This window comes from Rhizobium sp. KNZ14-9A, assembly GCF_056755015.1.
On the sequence record NZ_JBPGXB010000004.1, the window covers coordinates 1,879,508 to 1,896,018 of the forward strand.

General features: G+C 62.2%; 17 protein-coding genes. 11 read left to right on the forward strand and 6 right to left on the reverse strand.

The window, feature by feature from the left end:
• Window positions 1-7 precede the first annotated feature (7 nt).
• Window positions 8-724 (forward strand): Bax inhibitor-1/YccA family protein, encoded by a 717-nt coding sequence (locus ACR9ZQ_RS38935; protein ID WP_113185105.1) that lies wholly within the window; start codon window positions 8-10, stop codon window positions 722-724.
• 140 nt (window positions 725-864) lie between these two features.
• On the opposite strand, the gene ACR9ZQ_RS38940 is transcribed toward ACR9ZQ_RS38935, so the two are convergent.
• The 3 genes from ACR9ZQ_RS38940 to repA form a co-directional block, all read right to left on the reverse strand.
• Window positions 865-1,992 carry an RHE_PE00001 family protein gene (locus ACR9ZQ_RS38940; RefSeq protein ID WP_481430561.1) on the reverse strand — a complete coding sequence of 376 codons (1,128 nt, stop codon included), beginning with the start codon at window positions 1,990-1,992 and terminating at the stop codon, window positions 865-867.
• A 196-nt stretch (window positions 1,993-2,188) separates the two neighbouring features.
• On the reverse strand, window positions 2,189-3,178 hold the full coding sequence (repB, locus tag ACR9ZQ_RS38945; protein ID WP_310380161.1) for a plasmid partitioning protein RepB: 990 nt from the start codon (window positions 3,176-3,178) through the stop codon (window positions 2,189-2,191).
• Complete coding sequence (repA, locus tag ACR9ZQ_RS38950; RefSeq protein ID WP_481430562.1) at window positions 3,175-4,371, reverse strand: plasmid partitioning protein RepA; 1,197 nt, start codon at window positions 4,369-4,371, stop codon at window positions 3,175-3,177. Before repA ends, repB begins: the two co-directional genes overlap by 4 nt.
• Before the next feature lie 202 nt (window positions 4,372-4,573).
• On the opposite strand from repA, the gene cobF reads away from it, so the two are divergent.
• The 5 genes from cobF to ACR9ZQ_RS38975 all read left to right on the forward strand — a co-directional run bounded on the left by cobF (window position 4,574) and on the right by ACR9ZQ_RS38975 (window position 8,895).
• A complete protein-coding gene (cobF, locus tag ACR9ZQ_RS38955) occupies window positions 4,574-5,338 on the forward strand; it encodes a precorrin-6A synthase (deacetylating) (protein ID WP_481430563.1) in 765 nt (254 codons plus the stop codon).
• A 77-nt stretch (window positions 5,339-5,415) separates the two neighbouring features.
• A complete protein-coding gene (gene cobG, locus ACR9ZQ_RS38960; protein ID WP_481430564.1) occupies window positions 5,416-6,777 on the forward strand; it encodes a precorrin-3B synthase in 1,362 nt (453 codons plus the stop codon).
• A gap of 2 nt (window positions 6,778-6,779) precedes the next feature.
• Window positions 6,780-7,412: a precorrin-8X methylmutase gene (locus ACR9ZQ_RS38965; protein WP_481430565.1), complete on the forward strand. Its 633-nt coding sequence runs from the start codon at window positions 6,780-6,782 to the stop codon at window positions 7,410-7,412.
• Window positions 7,409-8,134: a precorrin-2 C(20)-methyltransferase gene (locus ACR9ZQ_RS38970; protein ID WP_481430566.1), complete on the forward strand. Its 726-nt coding sequence runs from the start codon at window positions 7,409-7,411 to the stop codon at window positions 8,132-8,134. The genes ACR9ZQ_RS38965 and ACR9ZQ_RS38970 overlap by 4 nt, the downstream gene beginning before the upstream one ends.
• Window positions 8,131-8,895: a precorrin-3B C(17)-methyltransferase gene (locus ACR9ZQ_RS38975; protein WP_481430567.1), complete on the forward strand. Its 765-nt coding sequence runs from the start codon at window positions 8,131-8,133 to the stop codon at window positions 8,893-8,895. Before ACR9ZQ_RS38970 ends, ACR9ZQ_RS38975 begins: the two co-directional genes overlap by 4 nt.
• Here the strand turns inward: ACR9ZQ_RS38975 and ACR9ZQ_RS38980 are convergent.
• A complete protein-coding gene (locus ACR9ZQ_RS38980) occupies window positions 8,859-9,629 on the reverse strand; it encodes a cobalt-precorrin-6A reductase (protein WP_481430568.1) in 771 nt (256 codons plus the stop codon). The genes ACR9ZQ_RS38975 and ACR9ZQ_RS38980 overlap by 37 nt on opposite strands.
• Between ACR9ZQ_RS38980 and cbiE the strand changes: the two genes are divergently transcribed.
• The gene (gene cbiE, locus ACR9ZQ_RS38985; RefSeq protein ID WP_481430569.1) at window positions 9,628-10,857 is read left to right on the forward strand and encodes a precorrin-6y C5,15-methyltransferase (decarboxylating) subunit CbiE; all 1,230 of its coding nucleotides are present in this window, start codon (window positions 9,628-9,630) and stop codon (window positions 10,855-10,857) included. The two genes, ACR9ZQ_RS38980 and cbiE, sit on opposite strands and share 2 nt — an antisense overlap.
• A 4-nt stretch (window positions 10,858-10,861) precedes the next feature.
• Entirely contained in the window at window positions 10,862-11,620 is a 759-nt protein-coding gene (gene cobM, locus ACR9ZQ_RS38990; RefSeq protein WP_481430570.1) for a precorrin-4 C(11)-methyltransferase, read from the forward strand.
• 5 nt (window positions 11,621-11,625) lie between these two features.
• Here the strand turns inward: cobM and ACR9ZQ_RS38995 are convergent, their stop codons facing one another.
• Window positions 11,626-12,438 carry a TIM barrel protein gene (locus ACR9ZQ_RS38995; protein ID WP_481430571.1) on the reverse strand — a complete coding sequence of 271 codons (813 nt, stop codon included), beginning with the start codon at window positions 12,436-12,438 and terminating at the stop codon, window positions 11,626-11,628.
• A 215-nt stretch (window positions 12,439-12,653) separates the two neighbouring features.
• Complete coding sequence (locus ACR9ZQ_RS39000) at window positions 12,654-13,682, reverse strand: LacI family DNA-binding transcriptional regulator (protein WP_310380182.1); 1,029 nt, start codon at window positions 13,680-13,682, stop codon at window positions 12,654-12,656.
• Window positions 13,683-13,816: 134 nt separating this feature from the next.
• Between ACR9ZQ_RS39000 and ACR9ZQ_RS39005 the strand changes: the two genes are divergently transcribed.
• Genes ACR9ZQ_RS39005 through ACR9ZQ_RS39015 form a run of 3 tightly spaced genes read left to right on the forward strand, consistent with a single transcriptional unit; the run spans window position 13,817 to window position 16,491 of the window.
• Window positions 13,817-14,905, forward strand: coding sequence for a fatty acid desaturase family protein (locus ACR9ZQ_RS39005; RefSeq protein WP_481430572.1), 1,089 nt, complete (start codon window positions 13,817-13,819; stop codon window positions 14,903-14,905).
• 36 nt (window positions 14,906-14,941) lie between these two features.
• Window positions 14,942-15,256, forward strand: a complete 315-nt coding sequence (locus tag ACR9ZQ_RS39010; protein WP_113320291.1) for a MocE family 2Fe-2S type ferredoxin — start codon at window positions 14,942-14,944, stop codon at window positions 15,254-15,256.
• A gap of 8 nt (window positions 15,257-15,264) precedes the next feature.
• Window positions 15,265-16,491 carry an NAD(P)/FAD-dependent oxidoreductase gene (locus tag ACR9ZQ_RS39015; protein WP_481430573.1) on the forward strand — a complete coding sequence of 409 codons (1,227 nt, stop codon included), beginning with the start codon at window positions 15,265-15,267 and terminating at the stop codon, window positions 16,489-16,491.
• Window positions 16,492-16,511 lie beyond the last annotated feature (20 nt).

A 16,511-nucleotide genomic window follows, 5' to 3' on the forward strand; every position in this document is an offset into this window, starting at 1 on the left:
ATCAGTCATGAACCCGATCAATCCCCGCTATGGTTACGGCTCCGGCGCCCAAACACAGACCCTTTTCGACGAAGGTCTGCGCCAGCACATGCTGCGCGTCTACAACTACATGGCGCTCGGCCTCGTCATAACCGGCATCGTTGCCTTCATCGTCGGCTCGACGCCGGCGCTCTACGTGCCGATTTTCCAGACCCCGCTCAAGTGGGTGGTGATGCTGGCCCCGCTCGCCTTCGTGTTCTTCTTCTCGTTCCGCATCCAGTCGATGTCGTCGAGCACCGCACAGATGACCTTCTGGGCCTTCTGCGCTGTCATGGGCCTGTCGCTCGCCTCCGTCTTCCTGGTCTTCACCAAGACGAGCATCGCGCAGACCTTTTTCATCACAGCTGCCATGTTCGGCGCGATCAGCCTCTACGGCTACACAACGAAGCGTGACCTTTCGAAGATGGGTTCGTTCCTGATGATGGGCCTGTTCGGCATCATCATCGCCGGTATCGTCAACATCTTCCTGGGTTCGTCGGCCCTGCAATTCGCCATCTCGGTGATCGGCATCGTCGTCTTCGTCGGCCTGACCGCCTACGACACGCAGAGCATCAAGGAACAGTATTCGGAAAACTACGATCAGGAATCGAACCAGAAGCTGGCCGTCTTCGGCGCGCTCTCGCTCTACCTGAACTTCGTCAACATCTTCCAGCTTCTGCTCAACTTCACGGGCGAGCGGGAATAAGGACTGCGCTTCTGGGGGCAATGGAAGCGCAGAGCGCCCGGTTCGAAATCTGTGACAGGATGGCGGATCGGGTGCTCACCCTAAAGAAACGGCCGGGCTTGACGCCCGGCCGTTTTCGTTTGTGGCAACGGCCCGTGGTTTCAGATGATGCCCCAGGCCCGGTAACGGCCGCGACCGGTGATCTCGCGAATGCCGATCTCGTTGATCAGGTTCAATGCGCCGCGCTGCGTGACGCCAAGCTCACGGGCGATCATGGCGGCCGACACCATCGGCCGCGACAGGATGAAATCGGCAAGCTGCGGCAGGCTGCTATTGGAGCGTCGCCCGCGAAAGCGCAGCTCCATCTGCGTGCGCGCCAGCGACAGGCGATCGATCTCCTTGAGGCCAGTGATCGCACTCTCCCGCATCGCATCCATGAAGGCCTGCAGGCGCGTGACCCGGTCGCGGGAGCGCCGGCGCTCGTGGCGGATCTGCTTCAGCCCGGTGTGAAAGGAAAAGAGATGCGAGGCGACCTTGCCTCTGACACGCAGGCTACTGGCAATCAGCAGGCCGCCCAACCAATGTTGGCGGCGCACCGGTTCGATCCGTTCCCAGGCGTCGAAGAGGATGGCGGCGGCCAGACTGGGCGGCAGTTCCTCGACGAGCGGGATCAGACCACGCCATTCCCGAAGCCGTTCCTCCTCGTTCCATTCGTCGTCACCGAACAGGCCGAGCGGATCGTCATCGCGCTGCGAGGGCGCAGTCCGCTCCGGCTCCTGCGCAACAGGCTTTCCGGCATGACGGTCGAGAAGTTGTTGCGAGCGGGCGAGCAGCGCATCGAGCTCGGCGATTTCGGCGGCAAGCGGGGCCTCGTCATCCTCATCATCAGGCTCGCTCCCAGGCTCCGCACTTCCCGCGTCTGGCACCCTCTCCTGCCCTTCCAATGTGCTGGCAGTCAAAACACCAAGACCTACCGGGCTTAGCGCCCAGCCGGGATCGGCCGTCTCGATGCGCCTGCGGACACGCAGCACGGAATGGGCAATCGTCAGCTCATGGCTTGGCGCGCGGCTATCCATATGCGCATCGTGCAGAACGAGATCCTCGACATGCACAAGCTCGCCCGCCACCCACAGGGCGCCTGCCGCATCGAGATAATGGCTGCGCTCGGCAAAGCCCTGCCCCACCGGCGAGCGCGCTACCCGCTCATCAAGCCGTGCCAAGGCATCTTCCGCCCCGGCAATGGCTGGAAGCAGCGTTTGGAGCATTGCGGCGTCAATATCGTATCGCATTGTTAGGCTTGGTGGATTCTCACAAAGGGAAGCGAAACCCGCATTTCCTTCCGTCAGTTATCTCATGGCGCACAGACACGGACAATGACGCGATCCCCGCGCCTCGGAAGTTTCCACCGGGTTTTCGGATGGGACCATTTACGAGCGTTGATGAATTGCGCGCACAGGGCAAACGGCTCGCCCCCTCCATGCTGCCTCAACCGGCTTTCCCCGCCTTATAGGCGTCATAGAGCTCATCAAGACGACCAGAGAGATAGGCGCCGAAATCCGGCGCGTCACCGGTCTTCAGGGCGATGGTGAAGGACGTGCCGGAACTCTTGATGCGGCCGGCGATCTTGCCGCCGCTGGCAGGCTTCCAGTCATATTCCGTGCCCTCGGGCTTTGTCTCTTCCTTCTTCGAAAGCTCGGCGATGACAAGCTCGAAGCGGCGGTCACTCTCGACGGCGTTAAAGGTGGAAGAGCCAATCAGCTTGGTCAGACGTGATGCCGCGGCTTCGGTCCAATCCTGCGCAAGCGCCATCCAACGTCTGCGGCCGATACCGGGGGCGGCTCCGACAGCCTGGATGATATCCGCGGGAATAGCCCTTGCCACGGAGATGAGCTTCGACAGTTCCGTCTTGTCAGTCGAGAGCGCCTTCATGATAACAGGGCGATCGAACTTCTTCAGTTCAAGATTGAGCGCGAACACGGCGCGCTCGATATAGGACAGATTGCGGCGCGCAGAGTTTTCGATGCCCTGGGCGATGACGAGATCGGTATCGTCGAGCTTGCGGATGACCGCCTGCACCTTTCGGCCGAGCAGCTTGACGGCCTGGAGGCGGCGATGGCCATAGGCGACCTGGTAGCGCCCGTCGTGATGCGGATTGCGCCGCACCAGGATCGGCACTTCCTGGCCGTTCTCGGCGATCGACTGAACTAGTTCGTCTTCCAGATCGAGCGGCTCATCAGCGAGGCGATCGCGGATGAAGGACGAATCGATCAGCTCAGGATCGAGCTCGACGATATGTTCGCCGGACAGCAGAGCCTCCTCCATCGCCCTGCTCTCTTCCTCCATGCGGCCGAGTGTCAGGGCCATGGTGCGCACCGGACCGGCTGCACCGCGCGCAGCGGTTTCCTCGAAGTTGGCCGCGGCCAACTCCTGCGCCGTGTCGGTGAACAATCCCTTCAGTCGATCTCGTCTGCTCATGTGCGGCCCCATGCTTTATGGATGCTGGTGATAATTTCGCCATTGGCGGCGTTAACCGATTCCAGTGCCCGGTCATAGGTGGAGCGGCGAACCTGCCCCTTTTCAATTTCATAGAGGGTCTGTTTGGTCAGGCCCGCATCGGCAATCGCCGTCGACTTCAGGATGGTCGCCGTCAGCACATCATCGCCGAAGAGGCTGCGCAAGAGTGCCACGATCTGCGACTGCGGCGCGTCAAAAGGCTCATGGCGGGTGACGACATATTTAATGAAATCATGCTGCAGGTCACCGCCGGCCTTGCGCACCACCGACAAGAGGTCGGACGTCATCAACAGGAATTGCGACATGGAGGCGACATCAACCATCTGCGGATGGATGGTGATGAGAAGCGACGTGGCGGCGCAGACGGCGCCGAGCGTGAGATAGCCGAGCTGTGGCGGGCAGTCGATGACGACGATATCGTAATCCGCCTCAACCTCGGCGATGGCATTGCCGACGCGCCGAAAGAATAGCTCCTCCGGCTTGTGGCGATCACTCAAGGCACGCGGCGTTTCATGCTCGAACTCCATCAGTTCGAGATTGCCCGGGACCATATCGAGACCGTCGAAATAGGTCTTGCGGATAATATCCTTCAACGGGCGCCGTTGGGCATCGTAGCGGATCGCGCCATAGAGCGTGTCGCCTTCGCCGAGATCGAATTCCGGCTGGACGCCAAGCAGGGAGGAGAGCGAGGCCTGCGGATCGAGATCGATCGCAAGAACACGATAACCTTCCAGCGCCAGATGCTGCGCCAGATAAAGCGTCGTCGTCGTCTTGGCCGAACCGCCCTTGAAATTGGTGATCGCGATCGTCTGCAGCTTCTCGCTGTCGCGGCGCCAGGGCAGGTAGGAGAGCGCATCCTTCGGTTTGATCTTCGCCATATGTTGGCGCAACTCGTTGATCTGGCCGAGCGTGTAGGAGCGACGGCCATTCTGCGAGACATCCGGCTGCGGACCTTTGCCGTCCAAGGAAAGCTGGCGAAGATAGCCATCGGAGACGCCGATCATCTGCGCCGCCTCACCCGAGGTGAATGTCCTGAGCGTCTTTTGCGAAAGCGGCGGGAAGAGCCTTTCTCGCAGCAGCTTCAACTGGCGTGAGAGCTGCGTGGCGTGCCGTTCGATGCGAACGTCCGTCGTCGATACGCTAATGTTGTCCAAAACACTTGCCCCTTCTTAAAGCGCTTTTCCATCAACATAGCGTCAAAAAGCGTATCGAAGATGACATGATTCGGGAGGTGGCGACAATAAACGGATCGCTAACCACACAGATAGAAGGTTGGCCGCGGCCAACTTTTGCCTCCACCCTTGCCAAAGACCTGCTTTGGCGGCACAAACCGCTGGAAATCGCGAGGCAGAAAGCGTGCGGCATATCCACATCATCGGTATTGGAACGGGCAATCCCGAACATCTGACCATCCAGGCGATCAACGCCATGAACACGGCGGACGTCGTGTTCATCCCGACCAAGGGTGCCGCGAAGGCGGATCTTGCCGAGGTTCGCAGGGAAATCTGCGAGCGATATTTGACCCGCGAAACTGTGCGCATCGTTGAATTCGAGATCCCAAAGCGCGCGACCCAGGACCGGAGTTACGTCCAGAGCGTAGACGAGTGGCATGCTGCTATCGCCCATATCTATGAAGGACTGATCGGCGACCTGCCGGATACCGGTGCCGGCGCTTTCCTCGTCTGGGGCGATCCGAGCCTCTATGATAGCACGATCCGCATTATCGAACGGGTGCGTAACACCGGTTCCTGTTCCTTCGACTATCGTGTCATTCCCGGCATCACCAGCATCCAGGCGCTGGCGGCAAGCCATCGCATCCCTGTCAATCTCGTCGGCAAGCCGGTCGAGATCACCACCGGCCGGCGGCTGAGCGAAACGGGGCTGACGCGTGAGAGCACCGTCGTCATGCTCGATGGCGAACAGGCCTTCTCGAAGATCGACGATCCCGATGCGGAAATCTACTGGGGCGCCTATCTCGGCACGGAGAACGAGGTGATCCGCTCGGGCCGGCTTAGCGATATAGCCGACGACATCCTCCGGCTCCGGGCCGAAGAGCGCGAGCGGCATGGCTGGATCATGGATATCTATCTCCTGCGCAAGGGACGGGACTTCGAAGAGTAGCCATCCCCATATCCCACCCGATCTCGCTTTGCTGCATCCGGCGCGATCATGTAAGACATGGGCCAAAGGATGGATGAATGCACAGCGCTGCCGGCAAGATCTTGGAAGCAGAAACCCCTGATATAACGGGCATGCAGCGTGGCGCCTGCCCGGCGCTCGCAGCCCCCATGCAAACCGGCGATGGCCTGCTCGTTCGCCTGCGGCCAGCGGGCGGCGCACTCACGATCTCCCAGTTCCGGCAGTTGGCCTCGGCAGCGGCGCGACATGGAAACGGTATTCTTGAAATCACCGCCCGCGGCAATTTGCAGATCCGGGGTCTTCAAACCGGCTCCGTCGGGCCGCTGGCAGCCGAGATCGATGCTAGCGGCATCATTGTGCCTGAGGGCGTGGCGATTGAAATGTCACCGCTGCACGGCGTCGATGCCGACGAGATCGCCGATGCGGCAGACATGGAAGCGGGACTGCGCAGCAAGCTTGGCGACCTTCTCAGCTCTCCGCACCTTGCTCCGAAACTCTCCATCCTGATCGATGGCGGTGGTGAGTTTTCACTTTCCGCGCTCATTGCCGATATCCGCATCGCAGCACAGCCCGCCGGGCAATGGCTGGTCTCAATCGCCGGCGATGATGCGGGCGCGACCCCACTCGCCCTCGGCGGAGCAGATGCCGCCGTCAATGCGGTCGGCGATCTGCTCCAGATGCTGATTGCGCGCGGCAGCCGGACACGCGCCCGCGACATCGACGCAGCAATACTGCGCGCCCATTATCCGCAGATCGATAGCATCCGATCTACCCGGCCAGCGCCAAGAAAATCGTCCTTCGTCGGTGTCACGAGGCTGGGGAATGGCAGCACGGTGCTCGGAGTGCGCCTGAAGTTCGGTCAGGCAAGGGCCACTGATCTGCTTTCCTTTCTCACGTCAGCCGAAAGCGCTGGCGCAAGGGAAATCCGGCTGGCTCCGGATCGTGGCTTCTTCGTGATTGGTCTGACCGAGACGGCAATGCCGGCAATTCAAGAAGCGGCCATCGATCATGGCTTCAGCGTCACGGCGAACGAGCCGGCCGAGCACATCGCTGCCTGCGCCGGGGCAGGGGCGTGTGCTTCGGCCTTCTACGATACCAGGGCTCTCGCAAACCAGTTGATCGACCAAATTCCCACGCTCTTCGACGGCTCGCTGAAGCTTCATCTCTCCGGCTGTGCGAAAGGTTGCGCGCATCGGCGCGCAGATCTCGCGATTGTCGGTTCGGCCGAGGGTTACGACTTCATCGTCAACGGGCTCGCGGCAGACAGACCGGCTGCAAGGATTGCTGGCGAACGGATCGATTTCGCTATAGAGAGGCTCGCCCGGCTGATCAACGACAAAAGAGGCGCCGGCGAGTCGAGTGCCGATTGCCTGAAAAGGCTTGGGCCCAACGGCCTCGCCGAGGCGCTGCAACAGGAATAGCAATGCCAGACTACGATTATATCCGCAGCGGAGACGCAATCTACGAGCGCTCCTTCGCAATCATTCGCAGCGAAGCCGATCTCTCGCATTTTTCGCCCGAGGAAGCCGATATTGCTGTCCGCATGATCCATGCCTGCGGGTTGGTCGAAGCCGCACAGAACTTCGTCTTTTCACCCGATTTCGTCCATGCCGCGCGCATCGCCCTGCAGGATGGCGCCCCGATCTTCTGCGATGCGGAGATGGTGTCGCATGGCGTGACGCGGGCTCGCCTGCCGGCTCAGAACGAGGTGATCTGCACCCTGCACGATCCGCGCACCCACGAGCTTGCTCATCGGACCGGCAATACCCGCTCGGCCGCCGCCATCCATCTCTGGCTCGACCGGCTCGCCGGCAGCGTGGTTGCCATCGGCAACGCACCCACGGCCCTCTTCCATCTTCTCGAACTTCTGCGCGACGGCGCGCCGAAGCCGGCGGCGATCATCGGCATGCCGGTCGGCTTTGTCGGGGCTGCCGAATCCAAGGATGCGCTTGCGGAAAATTCCTATGGCGTTCCCTATGCCATCGTGCGCGGCCGGCTCGGCGGCAGCGCCATGACGGCAGCCGCCATCAATGCGCTTTCGAGGCCCGGCCTATGAGCGGCCGTCTGATCGGTGTCGGCACCGGACCCGGCGATCCAGAGCTCCTGACCGTCAAGGCCGTGCGCGCCATCGAGGGTGCCGACGTGATTGCCTATTTCGCTAAGCAGGGCAGAAGCGGCAATGGCAAGGCGATCGTCGAGCATCTCTTTAAGCCCGGCATTGAGCTTCTGCCGCTTTATTATCCTGTCACGACCGAGCTCGACAAAGACGACCCGCTCTACCAGAGCCGCATCACCGATTTCTACAATACATCCGCCGATGCCGTTGCCCTTCATCTCGAGGCAGGCCGCACGGTGGCTGTCCTCAGTGAAGGCGATCCGCTCTTCTACGGCTCTTACATGCATCTGCATGTGCGGCTGTCGCAGCGCTACCCGACCGAAGTCATTCCCGGCATCAGCGCCATGTCCGGCTGCTGGTCGCTCGCGGGCATGCCGATCGTCCAGGGCGACGACGTGCTTTCCGTCCTGCCGGGCACGATGGGCGAGCAGGAGCTCACCCGGCGTCTTGCCGATACAGAAGCCGCCGTCATCATGAAGGTCGGCCGCAACCTGCCGAAGATCCGCCGCGCACTGAAGGCGGCCGGGCGTCTTGGCGACGCGCTTTATGTCGAACGCGGCACCATGGCAAATGCCGCAATGGTCAAGCTCGCCGAACGGGGCGAGGGCGATGCGCCGTATTTCTCGCTGGTGCTGGTGCCCGGCTGGGAGGCCCGCCGATGATCGGGCGGCTATTCGTGATCGGCACCGGTCCCGGCAATCCGGAGCAGATGACGCCGCAAGCGCTGACCGCCGTTGAAACGGCCACTGATTTCTTCGGCTACGGTCCCTATCTCGACCGCCTGACATTGCGCGCCGATCAGACCCGTCACGCTTCCGACAATCGCGAGGAACTGGACCGGGCAGGGGCTGCTCTGACGCTCGCCACCAGGGGTGCGAATGTCTGCGTCGTCTCGGGCGGCGATCCCGGCGTCTTTGCCATGGCCGCTGCCGTCTGCGAAGCGATCGACAAGGGGCCGGCGGAATGGCGCAGCGTCGATCTCACCGTTCTGCCCGGCATCACCGCCATGCTCGCGGTTGCCGCCCGTGCCGGCGCACCGCTCGGGCATGATTTCTGCGCGCTGTCGCTATCGGATAATCTGAAGCCCTGGACCGTCATTGAGAACCGCCTGGCGCTTGCGGCGCAAGCGGGCTTCGTCATTGCCCTCTATAATCCGATCAGCAAGGCTCGCCCTTGGCAGCTCGGCACCGCTTTCGAACTGCTGCGCCAACATCTGCCAGGCACCACACCTGTCATCTTCGGCCGCGCGGCCGGACGGCCCGACGAGTGCATTACCGTGCAGCCGCTTGAAAGAGCCGATGCCGCTCTTGCCGATATGGCGACCTGCGTCATCATCGGTTCGCCCGAGACCCGGGTGATTGCCCGTGAAGGACAGCCGGATCTGATCTATACGCCGCGCTTCATGGCCGGAGAGACGAGATGATCGATCGCTTCGAGCGCCGCTTCCACCGTTTCGACCGACGTCATGATGGCAGCGGGCGCGCGGGCGATCACGACAACCTTGATACCGAGCAGGCGTGCGGCCTCGATCTTGGCATAGGCCGCCGTGCCGCCGCTGTTCTTGGTGATGACGGCATCGATACGATGCTTCCGCATCAGGTCGATTTCGCTCTCGAGCGTGAAGGGGCCACGGTCGAGGACGTAGTCGACATCGACAAGGGCAAGCGGCGGATCGACGGGATCGACGCTGCGCACCAGATAGAAATGCTGTGGGGCGACCTCGGCGTGATGGGCGCCCTGACGGCCGGTCGCCAGAAAGACGCGGCGCGGGGCGGGGCCAAGTGCCGCAATCGCCGCCGGGATATCCGCAGCGATATGCCAGTGATCGCCCGGTTCGGGCACCCATTCAGGGCGAACGAGGGCGAGCGCGCGGATACCCGTGCGTTCAGAAGCAATCGCGGCATTGGCCGAAATGCGTTCGGCGAAGGGATGGGTGGCATCGACCAGCAGGTGATAGCCTCCTCCCGTCAGGAAGTTTACAAGCCCCTCCGTACCACCGAAGCCGCCGATACGGACGGGAACCGGTTGCTGGGCGGGAGCCTGCGTGCGGCCCGCCAGCGACAGGAGAATGTCGAACTCTTCCCGCGTGGCAAGTTCTTCGGCAAGCCTGCGCGCCTCGCTGGTTCCGCCGAGGATCAGAATACGGGTCTTCTCCATGTCTGACAGTTCCCCCTCCGGCCCGCGCTGGCTCACTCTTATCGGCATCGGCGAAGATGGTCCAGACGGCCTTGGCGAGGAGGCAAAGCGCCTGATTGCTGCCGCACCCGCCGTCTTCGGCGGTGGGCGCCATCTTGAACTTGCCGATACACTGATCACCGGCGAACGCTTTGCCTGGCAGAGCCCCTTCGAAAAGTCGGTCGAGGCGATCGAGGCTCGGCGCGGCACGCCCGTCGTCGTGCTGGCATCAGGCGATCCCTTCCTCTACGGCGTCGGGGCGACGCTGTTGCGCCGCATCGCGGCACACGAAATGCACACCATCCCGGCACCCTCCGCGTTCAGCCTTGCTGCGGCGCGTCTCGGCTGGCCGCTGCAAGAGACGGCCTGTGTGTCGCTGCATGGACGCCCGCTCGAGCTCATCCGCCCGCACCTGCATGCCGGCAGGCATATTCTGGCGCTGACCTCTGACGAGAAAGGGCCGCAGGCGCTCGCCGACCTGCTTGTCGCCAACGGCTTCCCCGAAACACGCCTGACGGTCCTGGAAGCGCTTGGCGGCGGACGCGAGCGCATCCGTAGCACGACGGCATCGGGCTTCGATCTCGACACGATCGACCCGCTGAATGTCTGTGCCCTCGAAATCGTGGCAGCGCCAGGAGCACGCATCCTGCCTTATACTTCGGGTCTCGACGACGATCTCTTCGAACATGACGGACAGATCACCAAGCGGGAGATCCGCGCCGTTACACTGTCGGCGCTGTCGCCACGCCATGGCGAACTCCTGTGGGATATCGGCGCCGGTTCCGGATCCGTCGGTATCGAATGGATGCTGGCCGATCCGTCTCTGAAAACAATTGCCGTCGAACAGGCGCCGGAACGGGCTGCCCGCATTGCCCGCAATGCCGTCTCATTCGGCGTGCCGCAGCTTGCCCTCATCGAGGGGACGGCACCTGTTGCGCTCGCCAGCTTGCCCGCACCGGATGCGATCTTCATCGGCGGCGGCGGCAGCGGGGCCGGTGTCATGGATGCCGCGATCGCAGCTCTGAAGCGGAGAGGTCGGCTCGTTGCCAATGCCGTGACATTGGAAATGGAAGCGATGCTCTTGGCCGAATATGCGGCACGTGGCGGCTTCCTGACGAAAATCGAAATTGCCCGCGCCGCACCCGTCGGCGGCATGAGCGGCTGGCGCCCGGCCATGCCCGTCACGCAATGGCGCTGGATCAAGGAATAGAAGAATGGTCGTTCATTTCATCGGTGCCGGACCGGGTGCAGCGGATCTCATCACGGTGCGCGGACGCGACCTGATCGGCAAATGCCCTGTCTGCCTCTATGCCGGCTCCATCGTCTCGCCCGAGCTCCTGCAATATTGCCCGCCGGGCGCGCGCATCGTCGATACCGCACCGATGTCGCTTGACGAGATCGAGGCCGAATTTCTTGATGCCGCCAATGCCGGCCAGGACGTGGCGCGGCTGCATTCCGGCGATCTCTCTGTCTGGAGCGCGGTCGCAGAGCAGATCCGCCGGCTGGAGAAGCACGGCATCGCCTATACGATGACGCCAGGCGTTCCAGCCTTTGCGGCAGCGGCCTCGGCTCTCGGCCGCGAATTGACGATCCCGGCCGTGGCGCAGAGCCTCGTTCTGACGCGTGTCTCCGGCCGCGCCTCGCCGATGCCGAATGAGGAGACGCTCGAAAAATTCGGCGGGACGGGAGCAACGCTGGCAATCCACCTTGCCATCCATGCCCTGGCTGAGGTCGTCACGGAACTGACGCCTCTCTATGGCGCCGATTGCCCTGTCGCCATCGTGGTGAAAGCCAGCTGGCCAGACGAGCGTATCCTGCGCGGCACGCTTGCCGATATCGAGGCGAAGGTGGCAGCCGAGCCGATCGAGCGCACGGCCATCATCTTTGTCGGCCGCTCGCTCGGATCAGAGAATTTCCGCGAAAGCTCGCTCTACGACCCCGCCTATCAGCGCCGCTTCCGCGGACGCGAATAGGCTTTTCAGACCTTCGCGACGATATAATCCATGCTCGCCTTCAACGCGGCGCCGGGGTCCTTCAGCGCATGGATTTCGGACGCGAAGGGCTCAAAGGAGAAGGGGCCTTTGTAGCTTGCCTCCAGCAAAGCGTGGATCTGGGCGGCATTACCAAGCCGGTCATCTGCATCGACGAGAATACGGTGTGGATCGCGCATGTCGGAAACGGAAACGGCGGCATCGCTGACGCCGGAAATATGCACGAGCCCCGTCAGATGCGGGAAGAAGGGCGTTTCGCCGGCAAGGTGATGGTGGAACGTGTCATGCACCAGCCGGAAGGTCGGCTGCGCACCGAGCGTCTCGATCGCATCGGCCGCTTCCGCCTTGGAGCGCAGCGAGCAGATTTCGAAGCCGAGCGGCTCGACCAGACCGACAATGCCGGCGGCATCGAGCATGGGGCGGAGTGCCGTCAACGACTGGCGCAGATTGGCCTGGCGCTCGCCATCGGCGCGGCCCGTACCGTCATTCTTGGGAACCAGCACCAGCGCCTGCGAGCCGACAGCCCTTGCATAATCGATCAGCTCGCGAGCTTCCCGCTCGCGCGTCGCATTCCATTCGTTGAAGCGCTGCAGCGCGTTGATCGAGATGATCGCAACGCCGTGGCGGGCCGCCGCCTCCTTGATGACCTCAGGCTTTGTACCATCGAGAATGGCATTGCCGGCGAGATCGTTGCGGATTTCCACCGCATCGATGCCGAGCGAGGCGGCAAGCGCAAAGAAATCCTCGATCGAAAGCGAAGGTGCTGCCATATGGTTCAGCGCGAAACGAATGGATGCCATGCGAAATCTCCTCCTCGCCCCTCGTGAGTGAGAAGCAGTGTGAATGTCTGATCGAATCTCTACTGGAATTTATCCGCCAATCCATCTGTTGCGCGGCATCAAAGCCTATCATCGCTGATAGATTTTCTGGAGCGATGATAGAATTCCATCATTCGAGAACAGCCTGTTTCGCAATTCCGGGCGCAAAACCGCTACGCACTTGTGCTGGAATTGCTCTAGATATTCTCAGGCAGAAAGATCTCGAAGGGCAGGAAGGACTGGCCGGGGATGGCGATCTCGCCCTGTTCCAGCGCGCCGGTCATCAGCGCCACAACTTCCTTGCAGAGCGCCGGCAGCGGCGTTCCAATCGCCATGGTGACGATGCCGTCGGCAAGGCCTGCCTTGCTGTCGGCGGTCAGCTCGTTGACAACAAGCACAATGCGGCCGCCGATCTCCTCTTCCCGGAATGCCGAGATCGCCCCTTCCATGCCGCCGCCACAGACATAGAGGCCGACGAGATCGGGATGTTTCTGCAGGAGCGTCAATGTCGCCTCATGGGTGATCTCAGGCGTTTCCAGATTGATCAGCGTTTCGACCACCTCGAAATCAGGCGCCTCCTCGCGGAAATAGGAGCGGAAGCCCATTTCGCGAAGCTCGTGGCCATGAAAACGGTGACTGCCGACGAAGCAGGCGACCTTGCCAGGCCGGCGGGCAGCTTTGGCAATCATCCAGGCGGCGGAGCGACCAACCTTGCGGTTGTTGACGCCGACATAGGCGTCCCGCACCCCTGTCGCGAGATCGGACAGCAGCGAGAAGACCGGAACGCCGCGCGCCTTTAACTCCTCGACGGCTGCCGTCACGGCCGGATAATCCGGCCCGACAAGCGCGACCGCCTGGCTTCGGGCACCCAGCAGCTTGATCTTTTCGATGATGGCGGCGGGCGTAGCCGCAGCGGGATATTCCACTTGCGTCTGGATCCGCGCAGTCGTGACGTTGCGGGCCGCCGTTTCGATCTCGCGTGCGAAGGCCTGATAGAAAGGCTGCGTCGGCTTCTGCAACAGGAAGGCCAGGCGATATTGCGGCAGATCCTCGAAGACGCGCTGCCGGATCAGGCCGACGGCATGGTAGCCGATCGACTGGGCGGCATCATAGACGCGGCGCGCCGTTTCCTCGCGCACCCGATGGCGGCCGTTCAGCACGCGATCGACGGTCGCAACGCTAACGCCGGAGACCTGAGCGAGATCGGAGATGGTTGGGCGGCGCATAGCTATTCCTGATGGTTTTCAATCATGAATGAAAGCCGTCTTTGATGGCTTTTGATAGAATATATCAAGCCTGCATTGAGCGCCTTTCGAAGTCAACCTATTCTCCTGATCCAAGAGCTGATGAGGAGGAAGGCATGGCTGGCGAGGCAACGAAGCGCGATTACAGCCTTTTGGGAGAGAGCGGCAGGACGGCGGTCGAAACCGGTCTTGCGGCCGCGCAATGGTATCATACCGGTATTGCCCGCAAGGAGATGAAGGCGCTGATGCAGCGCTCCGACGACCAGGCGATCCGTGACACCGCGCTCTGGCTCGGCAGTATGGTGATCTTTGCCGCGCTCGGCATTTTCTTCTGGGGCTCCTGGATCGCCGTGCCTTTTTTCCTCGCCTATGGTGTGCTCTACGGTTCGGCCTCCGACAGCCGCTGGCACGAATGCGGCCACGGCACCGCCTTCAAGACGCGCTGGATGAACGATGTCGTCTACCAGATCGCCTGCTTCATGATCATGCGCAATCCGGTGACCTGGCGCTGGAGCCATGCCCGCCACCATACCGACACCGTCATCGTCGGCCGCGATCCTGAGATCGCCGTCATGCGCCCGCCCGATCTCTTTCGGCTGATCCTGAATTTCTTCGGCATTCTCGATGCCTGGCATGCCGTCATCGACATGGTCCGAAATTCGGCCGGCATCATCAGTGCGGCGGAAAAGACCTTCATTCCTCAGATGGAGCAGCCGAAGGCGATCCGCAGTGCGCGTATCTGGCTTGCGATCTACGCCGTCACTATTGCGCTTGCGTTTTACCTGGGCTCGATCCTGCCCCTGATGCTGATCGGCCTGCCGCGCCTCTATGGCGCCTGGCATCACGTGCTGACCGGCCTGCTGCAGCATGGTGGGCTTGCAGACAACGTCATCGACCACCGGCTGAACAGCCGTACAGTCTACATGAACCCGATCAGCCGCTTCATCTACTGGAACATGAACTACCACGTCGAGCATCACATGTTCCCGATGGTGCCTTACCACGCGCTGCCGAAGCTGCACGCGATGATCAAGCACGACCTGCCGGCGCCCAATCCGTCGATCTGGTCCGGCTATAGGGAGATGATCCCGGCCTTTCTGCGCCAGCTTCGCAACGAAGATTATTTCCTGAAGCGGGAACTGCCGGCGACAGCGCGACCCTATCGCGAGGAATTTCACGCCGAGCTGGCGCCTGCAGCCCAGTAGGCTGCTCAATAGAACAAGATCGAGGGAGGAAAAGAGATGAACGGAAACTGGATCGAGGTTTGCGGCAAGGACGAGATCGACGAGGAGGATGTCATCCGCTTCGACCATGGCGGGCGCACCTTCGCGGTCTATCGCAGCCCGGACGATGAGTTCTTTGCGACTGATGGGCTCTGTACCCATGAGCAGATCCATCTCGCCGACGGCCTCGTCATGGACGAGATCATCGAATGTCCCAAGCACAATGGCCGCTTCAACTACAAGACGGGCGAGGCCAAGGGCGCCCCCGTCTGCGTCAACCTGAAAACCTATCCCGTCAAGATCGAAGGCGGCGCCGTCTTCATCGCGATCTGAGGTGCGCCATGGCTCATTTTGTCATCCTGGGGGCAGGGGAATGCGGGGCACGCGCCGCCTTCGAGCTCCGGGAAAAGGGATTTGACGGTGAGATCACGCTCGTCGGTTCCGAACCGCACGCTCCCTATGAGCGCCCGCCGCTCTCCAAGGCTGGCCTTGCCGGCAATGTCGATCCCAAATTCATCGCAGCACGGGAGACCTTTGAGGCCGGCAATATCCGCCTGCTGACCGGTATGACGGCAACCGGCCTCGATGCCGCGGTCCATACCGTTACCCTGTCAGACGGCAATCGCCTCAACTATGACCGGCTGCTGCTTGCAACGGGCGCCAGCGCTCGCGCCTTTCCCAATGCGCCTGCTGATAGCAACCATATCCGGTCGCTCCGTACGCACCATGATGCGGTGACGCTGCGCGCCGTGCTGAGGCCCGGCAAGCGGCTTGCCGTCATCGGCGGCGGCTTCATCGGCCTGGAGGTCGCGGCCACGGCGCGTCAGCTCGGCGCCGATGTCGTTCTCGTCGAAGGGCTGGAGCGCGTGCTGAAACGCGGCGTTCCCGAGGATGTCGCCCATCTTGTCGCCGAGCGCCACCGTGCAGAGGGCGTCGATCTGCGCTGCGGTGTCTCCATCGAATCCCTGACCGAGCGGGAGGGCAAGGCCGTCATCCGGCTTTCCAACGAAGAGACGGTCGAGGCCGACATGGCGCTTGTCGGCATCGGCGCCCGGCCGAATACCGAGCTTGCCGAAGCGGCCGGACTTCATACCGACAACGGCATTGCCGTCGATGATCGGCTGCGCACCTCCGCCGCCGATATATTCGCTGCCGGCGACTGCTGCTCCTTTCCACTCACAATCTATGGCGGCCGGCGTGTGCGGTTGGAATCCTGGCGCAATGCGCAGGAACAGGGCACGCTTGCCGCTGCCAACATGCTGGGCGCCGATGAGCCGGTCTCCGCCGTGCCGTGGTTCTGGTCGGATCAGTATGAGATGACGTTGCAGATAACAGGGCTTGCCGATGGCGCAGTCGCCCATCTGCGCCGCGATCTCGGTGAGGGGGCCTTCATCCTTTTCCATCTCGATGCCGAGGGCCGGCTGATCGCAGCAAGCGGCATCGGACCCGGCAATGCGGTCGCCCGCGACATCCGTCTGGCGGAAATGCTGATTGCCGCACGCGCCCATCCCGATCCGGCCGCGCTGACGGCCAGCAACGTCAAGCTGAAGACGCTTCTCGCCGCCTGATCGCTTCCCCGAATACCGAC